Genomic DNA, 13,835 nt, shown 5'->3' with positions numbered 1-13,835 from the left:
GCCGCAGCAAAGCGCCTCGCAAGGCGCTAGACCAGCTTGATCGCGATCACGAAGCCGAGCACCAGCACGGCGGCGCCGATCGCCACCCAAAGGCCGAGATGCCGCTCGATCCTGATGCGGATCCAGTCGCCATAGCGGTTGAGCAGCACGGCGGCGACGAAGAAGCGTCCGCCGCGCGCGACGATCGAACACAGGATGAACAGCCCGATATTGTAGCCGGCAAAGCCCGATGTGATCGTGACGAGCTTGTAGGGGATCGGCGTCAACCCCTTGAGCAGGATGATCACGGCGCCCCATTCGGCATAAGAAGCGCGAAAAGCGTCGACCTTGTCGCCGAGGCCATAGACCTGGATCAGCCAGTGTCCGACCGAGTCATAGAGCAGCGCGCCGATGGCGTAGCCTAGGATGCCCCCGAGCACCGAGGTGGCGGTGCACACTGCCGCATAGACCCAGGCGCGCTGCGGGCGCGCCAGCGACATCGGGATCAGCATCACATCCGGCGGCACCGGAAAGAATGAGCTCTCTGCAAAAGACACGGCGCCCATGATCCAGAGCGCGTAGGGCTTGTGGGCGGCGTCGATGCACCAGTCGTAGATACGTTTCAGCATGGCGCCGCGATGAAGCACCATGGGACGGATTTGTCCATGACAAGATTGGTCCGGTTTGTGCCGCTTCTAGTGGCGCTTGCGCGAGGCGCGGCCCTCGAGCGCGACGATTGGCCGCCGGGCGGCGACGCGCGGTGAGGCGACCTTGGGCAGCTTCATCGGCGACTTCGGCAGCTTTTCGGCGATGCCGAGCATGTCTTCGCGCCGGGCCATCTCGCGCCAGACGTCGTCGGGACGCACGCCGGCTGAAGCCCAGAGCACGGTGAGATTGTAGAGCAGATCGGCGCTTTCCCTGATCACAGCCTCGCTATCGCCGTGGACCGCGTCGATGACGACCTCGATGGCCTCCTCGGCCAGCTTCTTCGCCATCTTGGTTGGCCCGCGCTGAAACAGCCGGGCCGTGCGCGATGTTGCCGGATCAAGATCCCTGGCCGCGAGCACAGCCAGATATAGCCGCTCAAGCGAATCACTCATGTCTTCGAAACTACTCCAAACCAATGGCGAGCGCGTTAACGTCCGATGGCAAAACCTAAGAAACAGGCCGTCGCGGCAAGCGCGACGGCCTGTTGTGGTCAACCTTTGGTAGCCAAGGTTAGTAGCAGTTGGTGAAGTAGCCCTGGCCGCAGAGCTCGGCCGGCGCAGTGCCGCCGTAGCGCTGCGCCTGATAGTCCGGGCCCGGACCGTAATAGGGGCCGTAGTAGGCAGGGCCGCCATAATAGACGGGACCGCCGCCGTAATAGGCCGGACCGTAGTCATAAGCGTAGGCGTTGCGGGACGCGGCGATCGCAAGGCCGGTGCCGACGATGCCGGCAATGGCCGCGGCGGCAGCCGCTCCGCCGCCGCCATGCCAGTGGCGGCCGCCTGCGAACGACGCCGTCGGTGCGACGGTGGTCAGGGCCAGCACGGCCGCGGTGGCGAGAACGGCCTTGCGGCCGGCAAATCTGGAAACTTGGTCAAACATGTTTCGGGACCTCCAATGGTGCCTGCGGACAGGCTCATGCCTCTCAAACCCGCGCATCCCATGTTGGGTTCCCCAACCCCAACGCAAGCTGAACGGGGTTGCGTAATCGTGACGCAACCGCCGCTCATCAGCCGTTCATCTTCGATCCTGCACGATAGCCGTGAGCGGGCGCTGCACACATCGTCAAGCGTCACCAAACCATAATAAAGGCGGACCGGCGCCGCTTATGTTCGGATTCAGGACGATCGCCCTTCGCGGCCTGCTGTCACTTTTCATTGCGCTGACCGCGCTGACCGTGCGCGACGTCAGTGCCGCCGAGACCGTCGCGCCGTCGGTCGCGATCCGGTTCGCCTTCGATCGGCCGATTGAATCGAGCATGGCGCCGTTCTTCGTGGCGATGAAGGACGGCAGGTTCGCCGCCGAGCATCTCGCCGTCTCGCTCACCAGTGCGGCCGGATCGCCGGAGGCGCTTGCGCGCGTTGCCAAAGGCGACAGTGATCTCGCGCTCGTCGACATCAACGAATTGATCCGCTTCCGCGACAGCGCCGATGCGCCGCCGGTCAAGGCGGTGTTCGTGCTGTTCAACCGCGCGCCTTACGCGATCGTCGCGCGCAAGAGCCGCGGCATTCACCTTCTGTCCGATCTCGACGGCAAGACCGTCGGCGTTGCCGAGAGCGATCTGTCGATCCGCCTGTGGCCGGCGCTGGCGCAGCACAACGGCCTCACCGCTTCGCACGTGAAATTCCACAAAATGAGCGCAGCGGTGCGCGAACCGATCCTCTCGGCCGGGCAGGTCGATGCGGTGGCGGGCTTCCCCTATCTTTCAGCGGTGAACCTGCGCGACCGCGGCGTGCCGGGGGGCGATCTCGCCGTACTGCGCTACGCCGACTATGGCTGCGAGGCCTACGGCTTTGCCGTGGTGGTCAACCCCGCCTTCGCAGCAGTGAAGCCCGACGCAGTGAAAGGCTTCGTGCGCGCGCTGGTCACCGGCATCAACGCCACCGTCAAGGAGCCGGAGCGCGCCGTGGAGGAGGTCGTGAGCCGCATGGACAACGGCGAACGCGACCTCGAGCTCGAGCGCCTGCGCACCGTGCTCGCCGACAACGTTCTGACCGACGAGGTCCGCCGCAATGGCCTCGGCGACGTCGATCCCGCGCGCCTCGAGCGCTCGATCGACCAGATCGCGCAGGATTTCAAATTCCGCAAGCGGCCGACGGCCGGCGATATCTTCGATGCGCAGTTCCTGCCGCCGGTCGAAGGGCGCCTGATCAATTGAGTAAAACTGGCAGCTACGGCTGTATCTCGCGGGTGATCCCTGTTTAGAATACGAACTCATCCTGGCTCGCCCGAGTTGGTCGCCCGCATGTCCATACTCCGCCTCTACACCCGCGTCCTTGAGCTGCTCGGCAAAGAGGCGCGGCTGGGCTGGCTGCTGGCGGTCGCCAATCTCCTGCTTGCAGGCGCACAGTTCGCCGAGCCCGTGCTGTTCGGCCGCATCGTCGACGTGCTCTCCGGCAAGACAGTCGCCGGCTCAACCTCGGCCTGGCCGTTTCTTTGGGCCTGGGTCGCGTTCGGGCTGTTTACCATCGCCTGCAGTGCGCTTGTTGCGCTGCACGCCGATCGCCTCGCCCATCGTCAGCGTCAGGCGGTGCTGACAAGCTATTTCGAGCACATCCTGCAACTGCCGCTGACCTTCCACTCCGGCACCCATTCAGGCCGGCTGATGAAAGTGATGCTGAACGGGACGGACGCGCTGTGGCGGCTGTGGCTCGGTTTCTTCCGCGAGCATTTTGCCGCAATCCTCTCCGTCGTGGTGCTGCTGCCATTGTCGCTCTATCTGAACTGGCGGCTCGCGATCCTCTTGTTCGTGCTCTGCATCGTCTTTACGGGCCTCACGACCTTCGTCGTGCGCAAGACCTACGGCATGCAGATGGCGGTCGAGGAGCACTACAGCGACCTCTCCGCGCGCGCCTCCGACGCGCTCGGCAATGTCGCGCTGGTGCAGAGCTTCGTGCGCGTCGAATCCGAGGTGCAGGGCTTGCGCTTCGTCGCAGATCAACTGCTCGCGGCGCAGATGCCGGTGCTGTCCTGGTGGGCGCTCGTCACCGTGATCACGCGCGCCTCCACCACCATCACCGTGCTCGCGATCTTTACGCTCGGCATCGCGCTGCACGACCGGGGACTGACCACGGTCGGCGAGATCGTGATGTTCGTGAGCTTCGCGACGCTGCTGATCCAGAAGCTCGAACAGGTCGTCAGCTTCATCAACAACGTATTCATGGAGGCGCCGCGCCTGCGCGAGTTCTTCAACGTGCTCGACGCCGTGCCCGCAGTCCACGACCGGCCCGACGCGATCGACGCCGGACGGCTGTCCGGCCTCGTCGAATTTCACGACGTCACCTTCTCCTATGACGGCAAGCGGCCGGCGGTCGAGGATCTCTCCTTCACCGCACTGCCCGGCCAGACCATCGCGCTGGTTGGCCCGACCGGCGCCGGCAAGTCCACCGCGATCGCACTGCTGCATCGCGCCTTCGACCCGCAATCCGGCTTCATCAAGATCGACGGCATGGACGTGCGGGGAATCACGCTGACGTCGCTGCGGCGGAACATCGGTGTGGTGTTCCAGGAGGCGTTGCTGTTCAACCGCTCGATCGCGGAGAATTTGCGCGTCGGCAAGCCCGATGCGACGGACGCCGAGATGCGGCTCGCCGCCGAGCGCGCGCAGGCACTCGCATTCATCGAGCGGAGCGGCGGCTTCGAGACCAATGCCGGTGAGCGCGGCCGCATGCTGTCCGGCGGCGAGCGGCAGCGGCTGTCGATCGCGCGCGCGCTGCTCAAGGACCCGCCGATCCTGATCCTGGACGAGGCAACCAGCGCGCTCGACGCGGTCACCGAGACCAAGGTGAACGCCGCTCTCGATGAAGTGATGAGGGGCCGCACCACCTTCGTGATCGCGCACCGCCTCTCCACCATCCGCAACGCCACGCGGATCCTGGTGTTCGAGAATGGCCGGGTGATCGAGAGCGGAACTTTCGATGAACTCGTGGCCAAAGGCGGCCATTTCGCCGAGCTCGCCAGGGCCCAGTTCATGGTGCAGGAGAGCGCACGGGCCAGCGTGACGGCGGCGGAGGCAGCGGCATCGGCGGCCACGTCCTCTTAAGGCCGTCGAAATTCAGCCTATTTGATCGCTGAATACCCCGCCAAGCCCCCTGTTCTCGACGCACGAGCCGGTATAGGTTTGCGATGCCGCGAGCGGCGGCGCCGGATTTCAAAATTCGAAACTCAGATCGCGAGAGCCCTCCTGAACCGGCGGGTCTCCAAGGACCGGAATCGGATAGTGCACGTCTTTCGCCCGCTGCTTCGCCATTCGCTGTCGAACCTGTTCGCCGCAACGCTTGCGCTCGCCGCGTTGCTTGCGCCGCGCGCCGCAGATGCCGAAGCGTTGCTGCTGATCGAAGCCGACAGCGGCAAGGTGCTGCAGGCGGATAACGCGACCATTCCCTGGTACCCGGCGTCCGTCACCAAGATCATGACCGCCTATGTGACGCTGAAGGCGGTCAAGGACGGCAAGATCACGCTCGACACGCTGTTCACGGTGTCGCCGACCGCGGCCTCGCAATCACCTTCCAAGATGGGATTTCGTCCGGGAACGCAGCTCACCGTCGATAACGCGCTGAAGATGATGATGGTCAAGTCGGCGAACGACATGGCCGTGGTGCTCGCCGAAGGCGTCGGCGGTTCGATCGACGGCTTCTCCGCGATGATGAACCAGACCGCTCAGAAGCTTGGCATGACGCAGACGAGCTACGTCAATCCGAACGGCCTGCCCGCCGACGGCCAGATCACCTCGGCGCGCGACCTCGGCATTCTCGCACGCGCGTTCCTGCGCGACCTGCCGGAGTACGAATACTTCGTGCATATCCCGGCGATCCGCTTCGGCAAGCGCGTCACGCCGAATTTCAACAAGCTGATCGGCCGCTATCCGGGCGCCGACGGATTCAAGACCGGCTTCATCTGCGCCTCCGGCTACAATCTCGTAGCATCGGCCACGCGCAACGGACGGCGGCTGATCGCGGTAGTGCTCGGCGCCAACTCCGGCACCGCGCGCGCGGTGAAGGCGGCGCAGCTCCTCGAGCGCGGCTTCTCGCAGGACAATCTGTCGTGGCTGCGCCCCTCGCTCGGCGCCGTCGAGAACCTCGTGCCGGTTGATGCCTCGCCGCCGAACCTGCGCGAAGAGATGTGCGGCGGTCACCGCAAGCGGCCTGCGAGCGATGACGACGATGCGATGATCGCGACCAATACCGGGCCGACCGGGTCCGCCTCGGCCACTGGCGGCGAAGCCCAGGTGACCTTCTTCACCGCCGGGATTCAACCGCCCCTGATGAAGGCCTCGGACCTGATGGCCTCGGCCGCGGCGCCCGCCGAGCCGGTGCCGGTGTATACCGGCCCGACCCGCACCGGCGCGGCTCTGATCGCGGCGGTTGCCGCCGATGCCGACCAGCAGGCGACCCCGAAGGCGCGTGGCAAGAAGTCGCGCGTCGCGGCCAAGAAGCCCGACGCGGCGGACAACCCCAAGGACGGAAACAAGGACGCTTGGAAGGGCGCCAGGACCGCAGCCGCCAAGCCTGATGCCAAGCCTGATGGCAAGTCTGGCGCCAAGGGCGATGCCAAGAGCGACACCAAGCCCGCGGCGAAGCCGGCCGCGATCAAACATGCCGCGGCCAAGTCCGATGCGGCGAAACCAGCCTCCAACGGCGATCAGGCGACCAAGCCCGCCAAGCCCAAGGCAGCGACCAAACCCACGGCCAAGCCGGCGCCCAACAACAGTTAAGATGGTGGAGCGGCAGGCAACGCTGCGTCCGCACTTCGCAGGTGCGACAGTGCGACTTCCGCCGATTCCAGTAGCCTCCCCTCGCCCTTTGCCCTAAGCCTCAGCGGCTTGCCACCGGTTCCGGCAGGCTCGATACTGACGCCAACGAGGCAAGCCCGAGACACAACGGGCTCTGGTCAAGGAGGGGAGTTTCCATGGAGCGTATCTGGCTCAAGCAATATCCGCCCGGCGTGCCCGCTGATATCGAGCCGACGCAATACGCATCGCTGGTCGACCTCCTGGAGGAGAGCTTCACCAAGTTCGCCGACCGCAAGGCCTTCATCTGCATGGACAAGGCGATCAGCTACCGCGACCTCGACCAGATGTCGCTGGCGCTTGCGGCCTACCTGCAAGGTCGTGGCCTGCAGCGCGGCGCGCGCGTCGCGATCATGATGCCGAACGTGCTGCAATATCCGGTCGCGACCGCCGCCGTGCTGCGCGCCGGCTTTGCGGTGGTGAACGTCAACCCGCTCTATACGCCGCGCGAGCTCGAGCACCAGCTCAAGGATTCCGGCGCCGAAGCCATCATCGTGCTGGAGAATTTCGCCCACACCGTCCAGCAGGTGATCGCCAAGACGCCGGTGAAGCACGTGATCGTCGCCAGTATGGGCGACCTGCTCGGCTTCAAGGGCGTGATCGTCAATCTCGTCGTGCGCCGCGTGAAGAAGATGGTGCCGGCCTGGTCGCTGCCGGGCGCAGTGCCCTTCAACGAGGCACTGTCGGCCGGCCGCGGCATCACGTTCAACAAGCCGAAGCTCTCGCCCGGCGACGTCGCCTTCCTGCAATATACTGGCGGCACCACCGGCGTCTCCAAGGGCGCCACCTTGCTCCATCGCAACATCGTCGCCAACGTGTTGCAGAACGATGCCTGGCTCCAGCCGGCGCTCAACGCACCGCCGCATGTCGAGCAGCTCATGATCGTCTGTGCGCTGCCGCTCTATCACATCTTCGCGCTGACCGCCTGTTACCTGCTGGCGGTGCGCGCCGGCGGCTGCAACCTCCTGATCCCCAATCCTCGCGACATCCCCGGCTTCATCAAGGAGTTGGCGAAGTACCAGGTGAACAGCTTCCCGGCCGTCAACACGCTCTACAACGGTCTGATGCATCATCCGGACTTCAAGAAGCTCGACTTCTCCAAGCTGAAGATCTCCAACGGCGGCGGCATGGCGGTGCAGCGCCCGGTCGCCGAGCAGTGGAAGGCTGTGACCGGCTGCTTCATCGCTGAAGGCTACGGCCTGTCGGAGACTTCACCGACCCTCACCTGCAATCCGGCGACCACGACCGAGTTCTCCGGCTCGATCGGCATCCCGGTGCCCTCGACCTGGATCTCGATCCGTGACGACGACGGCAACGAGGTGCCGCTCGGCCAGCCCGGCGAGATATGCGCCAAGGGCCCGCAGGTGATGGCGGGCTACTGGAACAGGCCCGACGAGACCGCGAAAGTGATGACGGCCGACGGCTATTTCCGCACCGGCGACATCGGCGTCATGGACGAGAGGGGCTACACCAAGATCGTCGACCGCAAGAAGGACATGATCCTGGTCTCGGGCTTCAATGTCTATCCGAACGAGATCGAGGAAGTGATCGCGAGCCATCCGGGTGTGCTCGAATGCGCCGTGATCGGCATTCCCGATTCCAAATCGGGCGAGGCGGTGAAGGCCTTCGTGGTGAAGAAAGACCCGAACCTCACGGCGGAAGACGTGATCAAGTACTGCCAGGAGCAGCTCACCGGCTATAAGGTGCCCAAGCAGATCGAATTCCGGACCGACCTGCCGAAGACCAATGTCGGCAAGATCCTGCGCCGGCAATTGCGTGACGAGAAGAAGGCGGAGGCGGCGTGAGCCGCTGCTCTTTCGTTCATGACTGAGCTTGCCGACATCGGACCGGCCGGCATTCTCGCGTTCTGGCGCGAGGCCGGCAGCGACCTTTGGTACAAGCGCGACGCGGCCTTCGACGCGGAAGTGAGGCGCCGGTTTCTTGCGTTATGGCGCAAGGCCGCCGCCGGCGAACTGTCGCCCTGGGAGGCGAGCGATGACGGCGCGCTGGCGCTCGTCATCGTGCTCGATCAGTTTCCCCGCAACATGTTCCGCGGCGATCCCCTGACGTTTTCCAGCGACGCACTGGCGCGCGCGGTGGCCCGCCGCGCACTCGCCCGCGGCGCGGACAAGCGGATCGATTCCGCGCTGCGCGAGTTCTTCTACCTGCCCTTCATGCATTCCGAGCATCTGCCCGACCAGCTACATTGCGTCGCGCTGTTTCGGGATACCGACAACACCAAGAACCTGAAATACGCCGAGGAGCACGCCGACATCATTCGCCGGTTCGGGCGTTTCCCCCACCGCAACCGCATCCTCGGGCGCGACACCACGGAGGAGGAACAGGCGTTCCTCGACAGTGGCGGCTTTGCCGGCTGATGACATCACGGTGAAGAGCCGCAACCTTCGCCGCTTCCCGCATTGGAAATATTGTGCGGCCCGGCCGCCCGGTCTACAAAGCGGAACCGATTTCCAGGGAGACAGACGATGGCGATCCAAGTTGGCGACAAGCTGCCCGAGGCGAAATTCCGCGTGATGACGGCGGAAGGTCCGCAGGTGAAAACCACCGACGACATTTTCAAGGGCAAGAAGGTGGCGCTGTTCGCGGTGCCCGGCGCCTACACCGGCACTTGCCACAAGATGCATCTGCCGAGCATCTTCCTCAACGCCTATGCCATCAAGGACAAGGGCGTCGACACCATCGCGATCGTTTCCGTCAACGACGCTTTCGTCATGAATGCCTGGAAGCGCGACACCGACCAGCGCGACGAGGCGACCTTCCTCGCCGACGGCAATGCCGATTTCACCAAGGCGATCGGCATGGAGCTCGATGCCTCCGCCAACGGCCTCGGCATCCGCTCCAAGCGCTACTCGATGCTGGTCGAGGACGGCGTGGTGAAGAAGCTGAACCTCGAAGCGATGCCCGGCAAGGTCGAGGTGTCCGGCGGCGATACGCTGCTCGGGCAGCTTTAAGGCAAGACGAGCCTCGCGCCACGTTTACGACTGTCATCGCCCGCGAAAGCGGGCGATCCAGTATTCCAGAGGCTTCGAGATTCACAACGCCGCCACGGCGTACTGGATCGCCCGGTCAAGCCGGGCGATGACGGAGAAAAGTTTATCGGCGTCTGAGACGACGTCGAAAACTACTCCCGCACCCTTTGCTGCAGCCTTGCCATCGCGATCCCGTCACGCGCGAGTTGATCCGCACGCTCGTTCTCGGGGTGGCCGGCGTGGCCCCTGACCCAGTGCCAGCGGACCTCGTGCTGCTTCAGCGCGGCATCGAGGCGCTGCCATAGCTCGACATTCTTGACCGGCTTCTTGTCGGCGGTGCGCCAGCCGTTGCGCTTCCAGCCATGGATCCAGCCAGTGATGCCCTGCCGGACATATTGGCTGTCGGTGTAGAGATCGACGGTGCACGGCTTTTTCAGCGCTTCGAGTGCCGAGATCGCCGCCATCAACTCCATCTGGTTGTTGGTGGTGTGGCGCTCGCCGCCGTTCAGCTCCTTCTCCTTGTCGCCGAACTTCAGGATCGCGCCCCAGCCGCCGGGCCCGGGATTTCCCGAGCAGGCGCCGTCCGTGTAGATGGTGACGTTGGGCAGCGCGCTCACGCAACGAGTCCTGACGGCATCAGCCCGTAGTCGCGCACGCTTGAGACGCTCTGGTGGAAGCGCAGCTTGCGGACATATTCCAGCGGATCCTTCGGCTTGACCAGCGCGCCGGGCGGCACGTTGAGCCAGTCGACCAGCCGCGTCAGCAGGAAGCGGATCGCAGCGCCGCGCGCCAGCAGCGGCAGCGCGGCCTCTTCCGCCTCGGTCAGTTTTCTCACGCGGCCATAGGCATTCAGGAAAGCGCGCGCCTTGGTGACGTTGAAGGAATGATCCGCCTCGAAACACCAGGCGTTCAGGCAGATCGCGACGTCATAGGCCAGCATGTCGTTGCAGGCGAAAGTGAAGTCGATGATGCCCGAGAGCTGGTCGCCGAGAAAGAAGACGTTGTCGTTGAACAGGTCGGCGTGGATCACGCCGTCCGGAAGGTGCTTCGGCCAGACCCCGCTCTCGAGATAGTCGAGCTCGGCGGCGAGAAACCCGCGCAGGCCCGGCTGCACCTCGTCGGCGCGGGCGGCGGCAGAATCGAACAGCGGCCGCCAGCCGGAGACCGAGAGTGCATTGGCGCGCCGAACCGTGAAGTTGGTGCCGGCCAGGTGCATCTTCGCCAGCACCTCGCCGACCCCGGCGCAATGCGTGGCGGTCGGCTTGCGCGGCCAGACGCCTTCGAGAAACGTGATGATCGCCGCTGGCCTGCCTGCGAGCTCGCGCAGCGCCTCGCCGTCCCTGCCCTTCACCGGCAGCGGACAGGTGATGCCGTGCTCGGCGAGATACGTCATCAGCGCGAGGAAGAACGGCAAGTCGTTCTTCGCCACGCGCTTCTCATAGAGCGTGAGGATGAACGAGCCCTTGCTCGTGTGCAGCAGGAAGTTGGAGTTTTCGACGCCCTCGGCAATGCCCTTGTAGGAGAGCAATTCGCCGAGATCGTATTGACTCAAGAATTCCGCTAGCTCGTCGGCGGCGACGTCGGTGTAGACCGCCATAAAGAGCTACTCGGCAGCAGCTTCGGGGCGCACCGAGCGCGGCAGCGGGAAGAATTCGTTCTCTTCCGCGGCCGAGACCGTCTCCACATGCAGCGTGTAGCGCTCGGCGAAGGCGTCCATGATCTCCTCGACGATCACCTCGGGTGCCGACGCACCCGCGGTGATACCGAGGCTCTTGATGTTGCCGAACTTGGTCCAGTCGATGTCGGCGGCGCGCTGCGCCAGCACCGCGACCTTGCAGCCTTCGCGCTCGGCGACCTCGCGCAGACGCTGCGAGTTCGACGAGTTCGGCGCGCCGACGACGATCAGCGCATCCACCACCGGCGCCACCTTCTTCACCGCGAGCTGGCGGTTGGTGGTGGCGTAGCAGATGTCTTCCTTGTGCGGCCCATTGATGTTCGGGAAGCGCTCCTTAAGGAGCGCGACGATCTCCGCGGTATCGTCGATCGACAGCGTGGTCTGGGTCACGAAGGCGAGATTGTTCGGGTCCTTCGGCGTGATGGTCTTGGCGTCCTCGGCGGTCTCGATCAGGGTCACGGCGCCGGGCGGAAGCTGGCCGAGCGTGCCGACCACCTCGGGGTGATGGGAATGGCCAATCAGGAAGATCTCGCGGCCGCGCTTGAAGTGGATCGCGGCCTCGCGATGCACCTTGGTCACCAGCGGGCAGGTCGCGTCCAGCGAAAACAGGTTGCGGGACTGGGCGTCGGCGGGAACCGACTTCGGCACGCCATGGGCCGAAAACACCACCGGCGCGGTGGTGTTTTCCGGGATTTCGGCCAGTTCCTCGACGAAGATGGCGCCCTTCTTCTTCAACCCATCCACGACATACTTGTTGTGCACAATCTCATGGCGAACATAGACCGGGGCGCCGTATTTATCGAGCGCCCGCTCCACGGTGTCGATGGCCCGCACCACGCCCGCGCAGAAGCCACGGGGAGAACAAAGCACGATCTTGAGGTCTGGTTTGGCTGACATGAAGCGATCTCGGGACCGAATCACCCCTCGGGCAAAAGGCCGGGGCGCGGTCTATGGATGGAATAGGGCTTAGGTACGGTCTGCTCAGACTTACAGGGACTTGGGCCCCCTTTCGGGCGCTGTCAAGGCACTATCTATAGCAGAACCATTGCGTAATTGCCCCCTCGCGGCTTATATAGGCGTTAATTCCCGTCATCGCTGATGACCACCGGTTTCGCCTCCAGAGGGGTGGGCGAAGCACAAAGGAGATTTGCCATGAGCAACGCACCTCTGATGCCCAAGGCGACCGCCGTCTGGCTGCTCGATAACACGGCGCTGACCTTCGATCAGGTCGCCGATTTCACCAAGATGCACCCGCTGGAGGTGCGCGCGATCGCCGACGGCGACGCCGCCCAGGGCATCAAGGGCATGGACCCCATTTCCAACGGCCAGCTCACCCGCGAGGAGATCGAGAAGGGTGAGAACAATCCGGATTACCGGCTCCGCCTCCAGGAGAGCAAGGTGGTGCTGCCACCCCAGCCCAAGCGCAAGGGCCCGCGCTACACCCCGGTGTCGCGCCGTCATGAGCGGCCGAGCGCGATCCTCTGGCTACTGCGCAACCATCCGGAGCTCAAGGACGCCCAGATCATGCGCCTGGTCGGCACGACCAAGAGCACGATCGCCAGCGTGCGCGACCGCACCCACTGGAACACGTCCTCGCTGACGCCGATCGACCCCGTCACCCTCGGCCTCTGCTCGCAGATCGAGCTCGATTTCGAGGTGCAGCGCGCGGCCAAGGAGAAGCCGATCGACGCAGCCTATGGCGGCGCAACCCTGCTGCCGGCCTCCGAGACCACCAAGAAGGAATCGGAATACGAGGGCGCGGAGAAGTCGAGCGACGATCTCAACGTCGACGCCGTGTTCGCCAAGCTGAAGACGCTCGGCGGCAAGAAGCAGGACGAGGAGGAGTAAGACTCCTCTCTCGGTTCGCTTTCGAAGCCAGTTTGAACGCGGCGGGCCAACCCGCCGCGTTTTTATTTGGACTTGTCATGAAGATCGCACCCATCGTCGGCGCGGAAGCCGTCAACGTGCGGCTCGCGCGAACGGCAATCAGCCCAGCTCGATCGTATCGTTGACCTCGTGGACGAGTCCGACGCTGTCGATCGTCAGCACCATCTTGGCGTTGAGCTTCTCATGGCCCTTGATCCGGCCCGCCGCGATCGCGTCGCGCACGGCCTTCTCGATCTCGCGCTGCGAGGTGACACCGACTTGCTTCAGGAATTTGCGCAAGCTGGTGTTGAACTGGTCTTCGTTCATGGTGGCCTCCGTAGATCGGAAGCGGCTCACGGCCGCTCCGGATGGTTCAGCATGTACTCGCCGAGATCACGCTGGCGGCGGTCGGAGCGGGCGATGGCGGCGTTACGCTGCACGTCGCGGTCCTTGCGGCAGGCGACGTATTCGGGCGAGCCCTGCGCATAGCCGCGGCTCTGGCAGACCGCATCGTCGTCGTCACCGCCCATCGCCACCGGCGTCTGATAGCGCGCCGAGCAGCCGCAGAGAGCAATGGCGAGCAGAGCGGTAGTGAGAAGGCGCGACGCGGTGGCGGGTGGCATCAGGGATCCTCTGTTGGCCGGCACTGTGTAACGCGGAATGCGGAAATTGTAAGTCGGCAAGGTGCCGTTTCTCCCCACTGTCATTCCCCGCGAAGGCCGGGAAATCCAGTACGCCGCAGCTTCTCCGCATCCCTCACCGCCTCTGGAATACTGGATCACCCGCCTTCGCGGGTGATGACAGCGAGGATTGCTACAGCGGTTTCGCGTAC

Annotated in this window: 15 protein-coding genes; 7 read left to right on the top strand and 8 right to left on the bottom strand. The window is 64.5% G+C overall.

What is annotated here, in order from left to right:
- Positions 1-26 precede the first annotated feature (26 nt).
- The 3 genes from MTR72_RS07080 to MTR72_RS07070 all read right to left on the bottom strand — a co-directional run bounded on the left by MTR72_RS07080 (position 27) and on the right by MTR72_RS07070 (position 1,566).
- The gene (locus MTR72_RS07080; protein WP_280968133.1) at positions 27-629 is read right to left on the bottom strand and encodes a YqaA family protein; all 603 of its coding nucleotides are present in this window, start codon (positions 627-629) and stop codon (positions 27-29) included.
- A 45-nt stretch (positions 630-674) separates the two neighbouring features.
- Positions 675-1,079: a phosphoribosyl-ATP diphosphatase gene (gene hisE / locus MTR72_RS07075; RefSeq protein ID WP_280968132.1), complete on the bottom strand. Its 405-nt coding sequence runs from the start codon at positions 1,077-1,079 to the stop codon at positions 675-677.
- 118 nt (positions 1,080-1,197) lie between these two features.
- A complete protein-coding gene (locus MTR72_RS07070) occupies positions 1,198-1,566 on the bottom strand; it encodes a hypothetical protein (RefSeq protein ID WP_280968131.1) in 369 nt (122 codons plus the stop codon).
- A gap of 226 nt (positions 1,567-1,792) precedes the next feature.
- Here MTR72_RS07070 and MTR72_RS07065 point away from each other — a divergent pair, with 226 nt between their 5' ends.
- From MTR72_RS07065 to MTR72_RS07040, 6 genes are all read left to right on the top strand, one after another.
- Entirely contained in the window at positions 1,793-2,842 is a 1,050-nt protein-coding gene (locus MTR72_RS07065; RefSeq protein ID WP_341510254.1) for an ABC transporter substrate-binding protein, read from the top strand.
- An 87-nt stretch (positions 2,843-2,929) separates the two neighbouring features.
- On the top strand, positions 2,930-4,726 hold the full coding sequence (locus MTR72_RS07060; RefSeq protein ID WP_280968129.1) for a glucan ABC transporter ATP-binding protein/ permease: 1,797 nt from the start codon (positions 2,930-2,932) through the stop codon (positions 4,724-4,726).
- 177 nt (positions 4,727-4,903) lie between these two features.
- Positions 4,904-6,397 carry a serine hydrolase gene (locus MTR72_RS07055; RefSeq protein ID WP_280968128.1) on the top strand — a complete coding sequence of 498 codons (1,494 nt, stop codon included), beginning with the start codon at positions 4,904-4,906 and terminating at the stop codon, positions 6,395-6,397.
- A gap of 194 nt (positions 6,398-6,591) precedes the next feature.
- Positions 6,592-8,277 (top strand): long-chain fatty acid--CoA ligase, encoded by a 1,686-nt coding sequence (locus tag MTR72_RS07050; protein ID WP_280968127.1) that lies wholly within the window; start codon positions 6,592-6,594, stop codon positions 8,275-8,277.
- Between the two features lie 18 nt (positions 8,278-8,295).
- On the top strand, positions 8,296-8,850 hold the full coding sequence (locus MTR72_RS07045; protein ID WP_280968126.1) for a DUF924 family protein: 555 nt from the start codon (positions 8,296-8,298) through the stop codon (positions 8,848-8,850).
- Positions 8,851-8,958: 108 nt separating this feature from the next.
- Complete coding sequence (locus tag MTR72_RS07040) at positions 8,959-9,444, top strand: peroxiredoxin (RefSeq protein ID WP_279374667.1); 486 nt, start codon at positions 8,959-8,961, stop codon at positions 9,442-9,444.
- A gap of 170 nt (positions 9,445-9,614) precedes the next feature.
- Here the strand turns inward: MTR72_RS07040 and rnhA are convergent, their stop codons facing one another.
- Genes rnhA through ispH form a run of 3 tightly spaced genes read right to left on the bottom strand, consistent with a single transcriptional unit; the run spans position 9,615 to position 12,034 of the window.
- A complete protein-coding gene (gene rnhA, locus MTR72_RS07035) occupies positions 9,615-10,079 on the bottom strand; it encodes a ribonuclease HI (RefSeq protein ID WP_280968125.1) in 465 nt (154 codons plus the stop codon).
- The gene (locus MTR72_RS07030; RefSeq protein WP_280968124.1) at positions 10,076-11,059 is read right to left on the bottom strand and encodes a homoserine kinase; all 984 of its coding nucleotides are present in this window, start codon (positions 11,057-11,059) and stop codon (positions 10,076-10,078) included. The genes rnhA and MTR72_RS07030 overlap by 4 nt, the downstream gene beginning before the upstream one ends.
- Positions 11,060-11,065: 6 nt before the next feature.
- On the bottom strand, positions 11,066-12,034 hold the full coding sequence (gene ispH, locus MTR72_RS07025) for a 4-hydroxy-3-methylbut-2-enyl diphosphate reductase (RefSeq protein ID WP_280968123.1): 969 nt from the start codon (positions 12,032-12,034) through the stop codon (positions 11,066-11,068).
- A 255-nt stretch (positions 12,035-12,289) separates the two neighbouring features.
- Here ispH and MTR72_RS07020 point away from each other — a divergent pair, with 255 nt between their 5' ends.
- Positions 12,290-12,985: a DUF1013 domain-containing protein gene (locus MTR72_RS07020; protein WP_280968122.1), complete on the top strand. Its 696-nt coding sequence runs from the start codon at positions 12,290-12,292 to the stop codon at positions 12,983-12,985.
- Between the two features lie 138 nt (positions 12,986-13,123).
- On the opposite strand, the gene MTR72_RS07015 is transcribed toward MTR72_RS07020, so the two are convergent.
- Complete coding sequence (locus MTR72_RS07015; protein WP_063708629.1) at positions 13,124-13,330, bottom strand: DUF6494 family protein; 207 nt, start codon at positions 13,328-13,330, stop codon at positions 13,124-13,126.
- A gap of 26 nt (positions 13,331-13,356) precedes the next feature.
- Entirely contained in the window at positions 13,357-13,626 is a 270-nt protein-coding gene (locus MTR72_RS07010) for a hypothetical protein (protein WP_280968121.1), read from the bottom strand.
- Between the last annotated feature and the right edge of the window lie 209 nt (positions 13,627-13,835).

Source organism: Bradyrhizobium sp. ISRA442 (assembly GCF_038085055.1).
Classification (GTDB): Bacteria; Pseudomonadota; Alphaproteobacteria; order Rhizobiales; family Xanthobacteraceae; genus Bradyrhizobium.
The sequence above is the reverse complement of the archived record's forward strand: the minus strand, read 5'-3'. Positions and strand labels throughout refer to the sequence as shown.

What these genes read in the sequence shown, in the direction of transcription:
- MTR72_RS07070 (WP_280968131.1), bottom strand. Translation starts at nt 1,566, where the DNA reads ATGTTTGACCAAGTTTCCAGATTTGCCGGCCGCAAGGCCGTTCTCGCC.
- MTR72_RS07015 (WP_063708629.1), bottom strand. Translation starts at nt 13,330, where the DNA reads ATGAACGAAGACCAGTTCAACACCAGCTTGCGCAAATTCCTGAAGCAA.
- MTR72_RS07020 (WP_280968122.1), top strand. Translation starts at nt 12,290, where the DNA reads ATGAGCAACGCACCTCTGATGCCCAAGGCGACCGCCGTCTGGCTGCTC.
- MTR72_RS07060 (WP_280968129.1), top strand. Translation starts at nt 2,930, where the DNA reads ATGTCCATACTCCGCCTCTACACCCGCGTCCTTGAGCTGCTCGGCAAA.
- MTR72_RS07065 (WP_341510254.1), top strand. Translation starts at nt 1,793, where the DNA reads ATGTTCGGATTCAGGACGATCGCCCTTCGCGGCCTGCTGTCACTTTTC.
- MTR72_RS07030 (WP_280968124.1), bottom strand. Translation starts at nt 11,059, where the DNA reads ATGGCGGTCTACACCGACGTCGCCGCCGACGAGCTAGCGGAATTCTTG.
- MTR72_RS07010 (WP_280968121.1), bottom strand. Translation starts at nt 13,626, where the DNA reads ATGCCACCCGCCACCGCGTCGCGCCTTCTCACTACCGCTCTGCTCGCC.
- MTR72_RS07080 (WP_280968133.1), bottom strand. Translation starts at nt 629, where the DNA reads ATGGTGCTTCATCGCGGCGCCATGCTGAAACGTATCTACGACTGGTGC.
- hisE (WP_280968132.1), bottom strand. Translation starts at nt 1,079, where the DNA reads ATGAGTGATTCGCTTGAGCGGCTATATCTGGCTGTGCTCGCGGCCAGG.
- MTR72_RS07050 (WP_280968127.1), top strand. Translation starts at nt 6,592, where the DNA reads ATGGAGCGTATCTGGCTCAAGCAATATCCGCCCGGCGTGCCCGCTGAT.
- ispH (WP_280968123.1), bottom strand. Translation starts at nt 12,034, where the DNA reads ATGTCAGCCAAACCAGACCTCAAGATCGTGCTTTGTTCTCCCCGTGGC.
- MTR72_RS07040 (WP_279374667.1), top strand. Translation starts at nt 8,959, where the DNA reads ATGGCGATCCAAGTTGGCGACAAGCTGCCCGAGGCGAAATTCCGCGTG.
- MTR72_RS07045 (WP_280968126.1), top strand. Translation starts at nt 8,296, where the DNA reads ATGACTGAGCTTGCCGACATCGGACCGGCCGGCATTCTCGCGTTCTGG.